General features: G+C 43.5%; 4 protein-coding genes. All 4 read left to right on the top strand.

Features of this window, described 5'->3' with window-relative positions:
- Nucleotides 1–371: 371 nt before the first annotated feature.
- On the top strand, nucleotides 372–3,395 hold the full coding sequence (locus tag G5B30_RS17020) for a DUF2723 domain-containing protein (RefSeq protein WP_165321214.1): 3,024 nt from the start codon (nucleotides 372–374) through the stop codon (nucleotides 3,393–3,395).
- Nucleotides 3,396–3,455: 60 nt separating this feature from the next.
- Nucleotides 3,456–4,001, top strand: coding sequence for a bifunctional pyr operon transcriptional regulator/uracil phosphoribosyltransferase PyrR (gene pyrR / locus G5B30_RS17015; RefSeq protein ID WP_165321213.1), 546 nt, complete (start codon nucleotides 3,456–3,458; stop codon nucleotides 3,999–4,001).
- Nucleotides 4,002–4,032: 31 nt separating this feature from the next.
- A complete protein-coding gene (locus tag G5B30_RS17010) occupies nucleotides 4,033–4,971 on the top strand; it encodes an aspartate carbamoyltransferase catalytic subunit (protein ID WP_165321212.1) in 939 nt (312 codons plus the stop codon).
- Nucleotides 4,972–5,231: 260 nt separating this feature from the next.
- Nucleotides 5,232–8,270: a tetratricopeptide repeat protein gene (locus G5B30_RS17005; protein WP_165321211.1), complete on the top strand. Its 3,039-nt coding sequence runs from the start codon at nucleotides 5,232–5,234 to the stop codon at nucleotides 8,268–8,270.
- Nucleotides 8,271–8,275 lie beyond the last annotated feature (5 nt).

The raw sequence follows: 8,275 nt of genomic DNA, 5'->3' as shown, positions 1-8,275 counted from the left end.
ATTTTTAAAAAGACGTGAGATAGCTATAAAAAACAAAAAGAGAGTAATTTTACTCTCTTTTTGTTGTTGTCCCACCTGGATTCGAACCAAGACTAAATGAACCAAAATCACTTGTACTACCCTTATACTATGGGACATTCTTTGTCAAAAACAGCTGCGCTTAATTTGACGATGCAAATATACGGCTGTTTTCGGATTATACAAATAAAAATATCGGTTTTTTTGCTTTGTGCTGATTTTCATGCCAATAAAATATCAATTAAATATTCATTTCTAACAATGTATTCCTTATTTTCGAAGCGACTTTATTTGATTATACGGATACATAGAAAAGTCCGTTTAATGAATAAGGATTAATTCGAGATTTTGATATGAACTACAACAAGATTAATAATTTGTTAGGCTGGCTTTGTGCGATTATAGCGACGACAGTATATGTCCTTACGGCAGAACGGACAACCAGTTGGTGGGATTGCGGGGAATTTATAGCGTCGGCTTATAAGATGCAGATCGTTCACCAGCCGGGCGCACCTTTATTTTTAATGATTCAAAATGTGTTTTCCAACCTGGCTTTAGGGGATCGGACGCAACTTGCTTTCTGGATGAATATAGGCTCTGCGGTGAGTTCAGGGCTGACAATTATGTTCTTGTTTTGGTCAATTACAGCATTGGGCCGGAAAATATTTGTCGGAAAAGCCGATCTGGCTTCACGTATAACCGATAATCAGGTGATTAGTGTTATAGGCGCTGGCCTTGTTGGGGCATTAGCCTATGCATTTACCGATACATTTTGGTTTTCGGCGGTCGAGTCGGAAGTCTATGCCATGTCCTCCTTATGTACGGCAGTCGTTTTCTGGGCTATTTTGAAGTGGGAAGCCCGGGCTGATGAGCCCCACGCTGACAAATGGCTGGTTCTTATTGCTTATGTGATGGGACTTTCCATAGGGGTGCACCTTTTGAATTTGCTGGTGATCCCGGCTATAGCGTTGCTTATCTACTTTCGACGGACGAGCCAGGCGACAACAAAAGGAGCAATTAAAGCCCTGTTGATCGGTGTGGTGGTGTTGGGCCTAATTTTATGGGGTGTAATCCAATACCTGATCAAATTTGCAGCCTATACGGATCTGTTTTTTGTCAACACACTCGGCTTAGGTTTTGGTACCGGTGTGACATTCTTTGTGCTATTGGTTGTGGGAGGATTGGTGTATGGTATTTGGTATTCCATAAAAAAAGTCAAGCCTATTCTAAACATAGCCTTGATTTCGTTGGGTTTCATCATTTTCGGTTATAGCTCGTTTGTAATGATCCTGGTTCGTGCAAAAGCTAATCCTACATTAAATAACAGTGACCCTGATAATGCATTTACCTTCTTGAGCTATCTGAACCGCGAACAGTACGGTGATGAACCGCTGTTTAAAGGTAAGTATTTTGATGCTCGCCCCACAGATTATTCTGATGCGGGAAAAGTGTATCGCAAGGATAAGGATAAATATGTTGTTGCCAAGAATAAAACGGCATATACATACGACCGAGAGACCATATTTCCTCGGATACATAGCGAAAAAGGAGGTCATCCTCGTTTTTACAGAGAGTATCTGGGGCTCGGTGAAAATGAGAAGCCAACGTTTGCGGACAACTTAAAATTCTTTTTTGGTTACCAGATCGGACACATGTATGCACGGTATTTTATGTGGAACTTTGTGGGGCGCCAGAATGATGTACAAGGCCAAGGTTCGCTGACGGAAGGTAATTGGATATCGGGTATAAAACCTATTGATAATATGTTGGTAGGTGGGCAATACGATCTGCCCGATTCAGAAAAGGAAAATCCTTCTCGCAACACGTATTTTTTCCTACCGTTGTTATTAGGCTTATTCGGCGCTTATTGGCATTTTGGAAAGCGGCAAAAAGATGCTTTGGTGGTCTTCCTGCTGTTTTTCTTTACAGGGCTAGCGATTGTGCTTTACCTGAATCAAACACCTTTGCAGCCGAGAGAGCGGGATTATGCTTACGCCGGTTCTTTTTATGCCTTTTCCATCTGGATAGGGTTGGGTGTATTGGCGCTCAAAGAGTTCTTCAAGAAAAAATTGAGTGCAAAAGTAGCAGGTTTAACCGCTACCGGTATTGGAATTTTAGCTGCACCGGTATTGTTGGCATCCCAAAACTGGGATGACCATGATCGCTCGGAAAAGCTCCTGGCCCGTGATATGGCGAAGAACTACTTGGAATCCTGTGAGCCGAACGCCATATTATTCAGCTATGGAGACAATGATACCTATCCGTTGTGGTACGTACAAGAGGTGGAAGGCTTCCGCACGGATGTGCGGGTCGTGAACTTGAGCCTACTTTCTTCCGATTGGTATATGCGGCAGATGTTGGAAAAAGTGAATGACGCCGATGCATTGCCCATTAATATCGATCCCGAAAAATTCAAGGATGGGGTGCGTGATGTGATTTATTATCAGGATATGCAGATTCCAGGCTACGTAAATATCAGTGATTTGTTGACCATCATGTTGTCGGATAATCAGCAAAATATGGCGCAGTTGCAGAGTGGGGAGTATGTGAATTTACTACCTACGAAGAAATTCCAGCTGCCAGTGGATAGAGACGCGGTCATGGCGAACCATGTGGTGCCCGAGGAATGGACCGATTCGATTGTCGATACCATGCAATGGGATTACTCGTTAAACTACGTTAGCCGTGCTGAACTGTCGATGTTGGCGATATTGGTCAACAACAATTGGAAAAGACCTGTTTATTTTACAACAACGACACCTGACGAAAATAATATGGGATTGGGTAAATACCTCGTTTCTGAAGGTTTTGCTATGCGCTTAATGCCTGTAGAGACAGGATTGAAGCCTGAAGAATACGGCGGCATAGCCAATACAGAAGCTATCTATAATTCAATTATCAATAAGTATCAATGGGGGAATATCAGTAAGGCGAAGTATCTGGATCCGGATTCATACAGGTACATCAGCTTATATGTGAGTTCGATATTCGGCGAGACAGCTCAGGCATTGCTTGAAGACGGTCGGAAAGAAGACGCACATAAGGTGGTGTTGAATGCCTATGAGAATATGCCGAAAAAGACCTATCAGATGTCGGAACCGATGAGTTATACGATACTACTTGATGCCATGTATCAGGTCGGTGAAAAGGAAAAAGCACAAGAGATCATACGGCGACATGCTAAATTCATCGGGGAGAACTTACGGTATTACATGGCTGTAGCACAGACAAAATCCAATCAGGAGGTGCGTAATATCCGTATGGGCTTATCGGGTTTGATTAGGTTGCAACAAGTAGCGAATACGTATAATGATGCAGAGTTGAAACCCGAACTGGAGAAATTGGTTAATGAGTTCAGTTTTATGATGCAGCAGTAAGGAGCATTTTTAATACCATTTTTCCCAAAAAAATAGTAGGTTTGCCTAAACATTCCCATCATGAAACAATCGATTTTGCTAGACGGTCCTAAGTTTCAGATTACAATCCGACGGTTGTGCCAACAACTCATTGAAAATCATGGTGATTTTGAAAATGCAGTATTGATCGGTATCCAGCCGCGGGGTACCTTCCTGGCACAACGTATTGCCAAGGAGCTGCAGGAAATGACGGGTCAAAAGGTTGAGGCAGGCATTCTGGATATCACATTTTATCGGGATGATTTCCGGATGAAAGGCACTTCCCCTATTCTTGCCAATAGCACACAGATTGATTTTATTGTTGAGGACAAGGTCGTTATTCTGATAGATGATGTTCTCTGGACCGGACGGACGATCCGTTCCGCTATGGATGCTATTCAAGCCTTCGGAAGAGCGCAAAGAATAGAATTATTGGTACTTGTCGACAGACGTTTTTCGAGACAAATTCCTATCCAGCCCGATTACATCGGTATTCAGGTCGATTCGATCGACTCGCAAAAAGTCATTGTAAGCTGGGAAGAAGTCGATAATGAAGACAGTATCGTCTTGATTACCGAACCCAAATAACACATTTGATGTACATAAAAACTTCGAAATAATGTCAACAGTTACGGAGCAGTTAGGAACTCGACATCTTTTAGGTATAAAAGACCTCAACGAAAATGATATTCAACTCATCCTCGATACCGCACAGAATTTTAAAGATGTACTCAATAGGCCGATAAAAAAAGTGCCGTCTTTGCGGGATATTACCATCGCCAATGTGTTTTTTGAAAACTCGACCCGTACACGGCTATCCTTCGAGTTAGCCGAGAAAAGACTATCGGCCGATATCATTAATTTTGCCGCTTCGTCCTCTTCGGTCAGCAAAGGTGAAACGCTGATCGATACCGTCAACAATATTCTGGCGATGAAAGTGGATATGATTGTCATGCGTCACCCCTATGCCGGAGCAGGTGTTTTCCTCAGCAGGCATGTCGATGCACAGATCGTCAATGCCGGTGATGGGGCACATGAGCACCCTACCCAAGCGCTTTTAGATTCTTTTTCCATTCGCGAACGGTATGGTGATGTTGCCGGGCGGAAGGTTGCCATCATTGGTGATATTCTCCATTCCCGCGTGGCCCTATCCAATATACTCTGCCTGCAAAAGCAAGGTGCCGAGGTGATGGTATGCGGTCCCACGACACTTATTCCTAAATATATCGGTTCGCTGGGCGTACGTGTCGAGCACAATCTACGGAAGGCACTTGAGTGGTGTGATGTCGCAAATATGTTGCGTATCCAGTTGGAACGTCAGGATATCGCGTACTTCCCATCCCTACGCGAATATACCATGCTCTACGGGTTGAATAAAGAAATCCTCGATTCGTTAGATAAAGAGATTACGATTATGCATCCTGGACCTATCAATAGAGGTGTGGAAATTACCTCGGATGTGGCCGATAGTAAACATTCCATTATTTTAGATCAGGTGGAGAATGGCGTTGCCGTTCGTATGGCGGTGCTGTATCTGTTAGCAGGGCAGAGGGGGTAAAATAGCGAAAAAGTAAAGAGATATATGATATTAAATGACTGGATACCGAGGAGACTCTGTCCAACGCATTACGCCCAAACGTTAATAAATGTGAAACCTGCTTGACCTCCCGCTGTCAGGCATATTTTTTGGGTAATAAATTCGTTATAATATGGATTTACTAACAGATGTTAAGAACTTTTGAGGAAAACTTGCTATTGATGCCTTAATTTAGTAAACTGAAGTATGTAGTGTCCGATTTACAAGATTTTTTACATTTCATGATACGCAAAAAGATTTATGGATTAGGGGTTGCTTTGAGTTTGTTGTCTATTCCGGCTATTGGGCAGCAGACCGCTTGGCAGGAGATCAACAGAGCTTATAAGACAGGACAGGAATTATTTGAAAGAGGAAAGTTCAGTTCCGCCGCCAAACAGTTTGATAAGGTGGAGGAGTTACGGATAAAATCAACGTTGCAATTGGATGAAACAGAAGAGCTGTCTTTGATTAAAGAGTCTGTTCGTTTCTATCAAGCCGTATGTGCACTGGAGCTGCAAGAAAGTGATGCCGAAAGTCAGATTTTAAAATACATCCGGGATTATCCTGTCAGTGCCAATTCCAAAGCGGCTTATTTTCAGATGGGACGCTCGTATTATGCGAAGAAGGATTATGTCAAAGCAATCGAATGGTTTTCCAAAATCGATTCAAAAAACCTAGCCGGTGCAGAGAATATCGAATACCGTTTCAAATTAGGATATGCGCAGTTTGTCACCGATAACTATACGGCAGCCAAACCGCTGTTTGAGCGTTTAAAAGACGAAAAAAGTCGCTATCAGGAAGCCTCTATTTATTATTACGCTTACTTATGTTACCTCGATGCGGAATATAAAACGGCACTGAATGAGTTCGAACGTCTACAAGGTTCTAAGACATTCGAAAATAGCTATCCCTATTACATCACGGCACTCTATTTCTTGGACAAGCGTTACGATGACGTGTTGAATTATGCTTTGCCAATTTTGCAAACGACCAAGCAGGAGCACGAGACCGAGATGTTCCGGATTGTCGGGGCGACTTATTTTATCAAAGGCGATCTGGCGAAATCAAAAGAATACTACGATAAATTCCAGGCACAGGATCAAGGAAAGACACAGAACAATCAGGATAGTTATCAAATCGGTTATATCGCCTACAAATTGGGTGATTATGAAAAAGCGATCGTCGAATTGGAAAAGATGACCGAACCGGATGAATACTACCAGAGTGCCATGATCACCTTGGGAGATGCTTTCCTAAAAACCGACAACAAATCATCGGCACGGAACGCCTTTTTCAGAGCCTCGAAATTGGACTTTGATCCCCAGCTTCAGGAAGAAGGGTTGTTTAACTACGCCAAACTTTCCTTTGAGCTGGACTTCCATCAGGTGGCATTAGGGGCGGTGCAGGAATATATCGCTACGTATCCGCAATCGCGAAAGGAAGAGGCCAAGACGCTATTAGCCGAGGTATTGTTGAGTACAAAGAATTATCGGGCTGCCGTAGACGTATTGGAGTCTATCGATCTCACGACACAGGAAGCTAAAGCAGCCTATCAAAAGGTTACTTATTACCGGGGACTGGAGTATTATAACGAACGCGCCTTTGAGAATGCGATCTCCATGTTTATGCGATCGGAGAAGAATAGATATGATCAGGAGATATATGCACTGGCGACCTATTGGAAGGCTGAGGCGATGTATGAGGTACGTAAGTATAAAGAAGCGGTCATCAACTTCAATAAATTCCTGCAGCTGCCGGTGGCGAAGCAGACGGATGTATACCATTATGCCAACTATGCCTTAGCGTATGCTGCGTTTCGGAACGATAGCTACAACACGGCGGCCAACTATTTCCAACGGTTTTTGTCGGGCGGAGCGAATGTGGGTATTGATCAAAATACACGTAATGACGCCATTGCAAGGCTGGCGGACTCGTATTTTGCATTAAAAAACTATTCACGGGCACTATCGTATTATGACCGTCTGATCAGTTCAAAGGCGCAGAGTCAGGATTATGCACTTTTCCAACGTGGGATCATACAAGGATTGCAGGGTAATACCGACGCTAAAATCGCAACATTGAGTTCGGTTGTGGCACAATTTCCGAAATCCAATTATGCAGATGACGTGGCTTTTGAAGTGCCTTATACGTACTTCTTAACCGATCAATATGATAAGGCCATTACGGGATTGCAAACCATGGTGGAGGCCTATCCCAGAAGTTCGTACGTGCCACGGGCACTGTTGACCATTGGTCTGGTACAATACAATCAGGGAAATGATAAGGAAGCGTTGGCGACTTTCCAACGGGTGGTGGATCAATATGCGACAACGGATGAAGCGAAACAGGCTATCCGCTCGATCGAAAATATCTATCTGGATAATAATGATGCGACTGGCTATATCAAATATGCGACATCCACCAATATTGGTAACCTAACGACAGCAGAACAAGACGCATATACATTCTCCGTAGCGCGTAACCTGTTTGAGCGTGGTAACTGGCAGGGTGCTGTAGAGGCGGTAAATGCTTATTTTGATAAGTTCCCTAAACCTATCCAGGAGAAATTCGCCCGATTTATCCGTGCGGAAGGTAACGCGGCTCTTGGTAAAGACGAGGAAGCTTTGCATGATTATAGCATTATCATGAACGACTGGACCAGTGAATACACGGAACGTACGTTAGTGAGTGTGTCTAAATTGCACCTGCGGAATGAGGCGTATAATGAAGCTGTCCAGGTCTTGAAGAAATTGGAGCTGACCTCAGAGTATAAGTCGAACTATGGTTGGGCAATCAATAACTTGTTGACGAGCTATTTCAATATCGGTAATTATACGGAGACATTGAACTATGTCAATCTGGTGAAGAATTACGAAAAATCGTCGGAAGAGGAAATCGCCCGTGCGCACTTGTATGCGGCGAAGGTCTATCTGGCAACGAACAAGCCGGCGGAGGCAACGAAGGAGCTCAATCTGGCGGCATTGAAAAGCAAAACCGTTACGGGAGCTGAATCCCGATATCTTGTAGCTGAGCAGCAGTTCAAAGCGAAACAGTACGATAAAACGATCGAATCGGCGATGGATATCTCGAATTCTTTTTCATCACATGATTATTGGGTGGCAAAGGGCTTTATCTTAATGGCCGATGCCTATGCGGCTAAAGGGGATGACTTTCAGGCAAAGGCGACGTTGGAAAGTATCATCGACAACTACGAAAATCAGGAAGATGGCGTCATTAAGACCGCAAAGGAGCGTTTACAAGACTTAAATAACAAGAAATAGGAAGA

It is taken from the genome of Sphingobacterium sp. SGG-5 (assembly GCF_011043525.1).
Lineage (GTDB): Bacteria > Bacteroidota > Bacteroidia > Sphingobacteriales > Sphingobacteriaceae > Sphingobacterium.
This window is presented reverse-complemented; position numbering and strand designations above follow the sequence as displayed.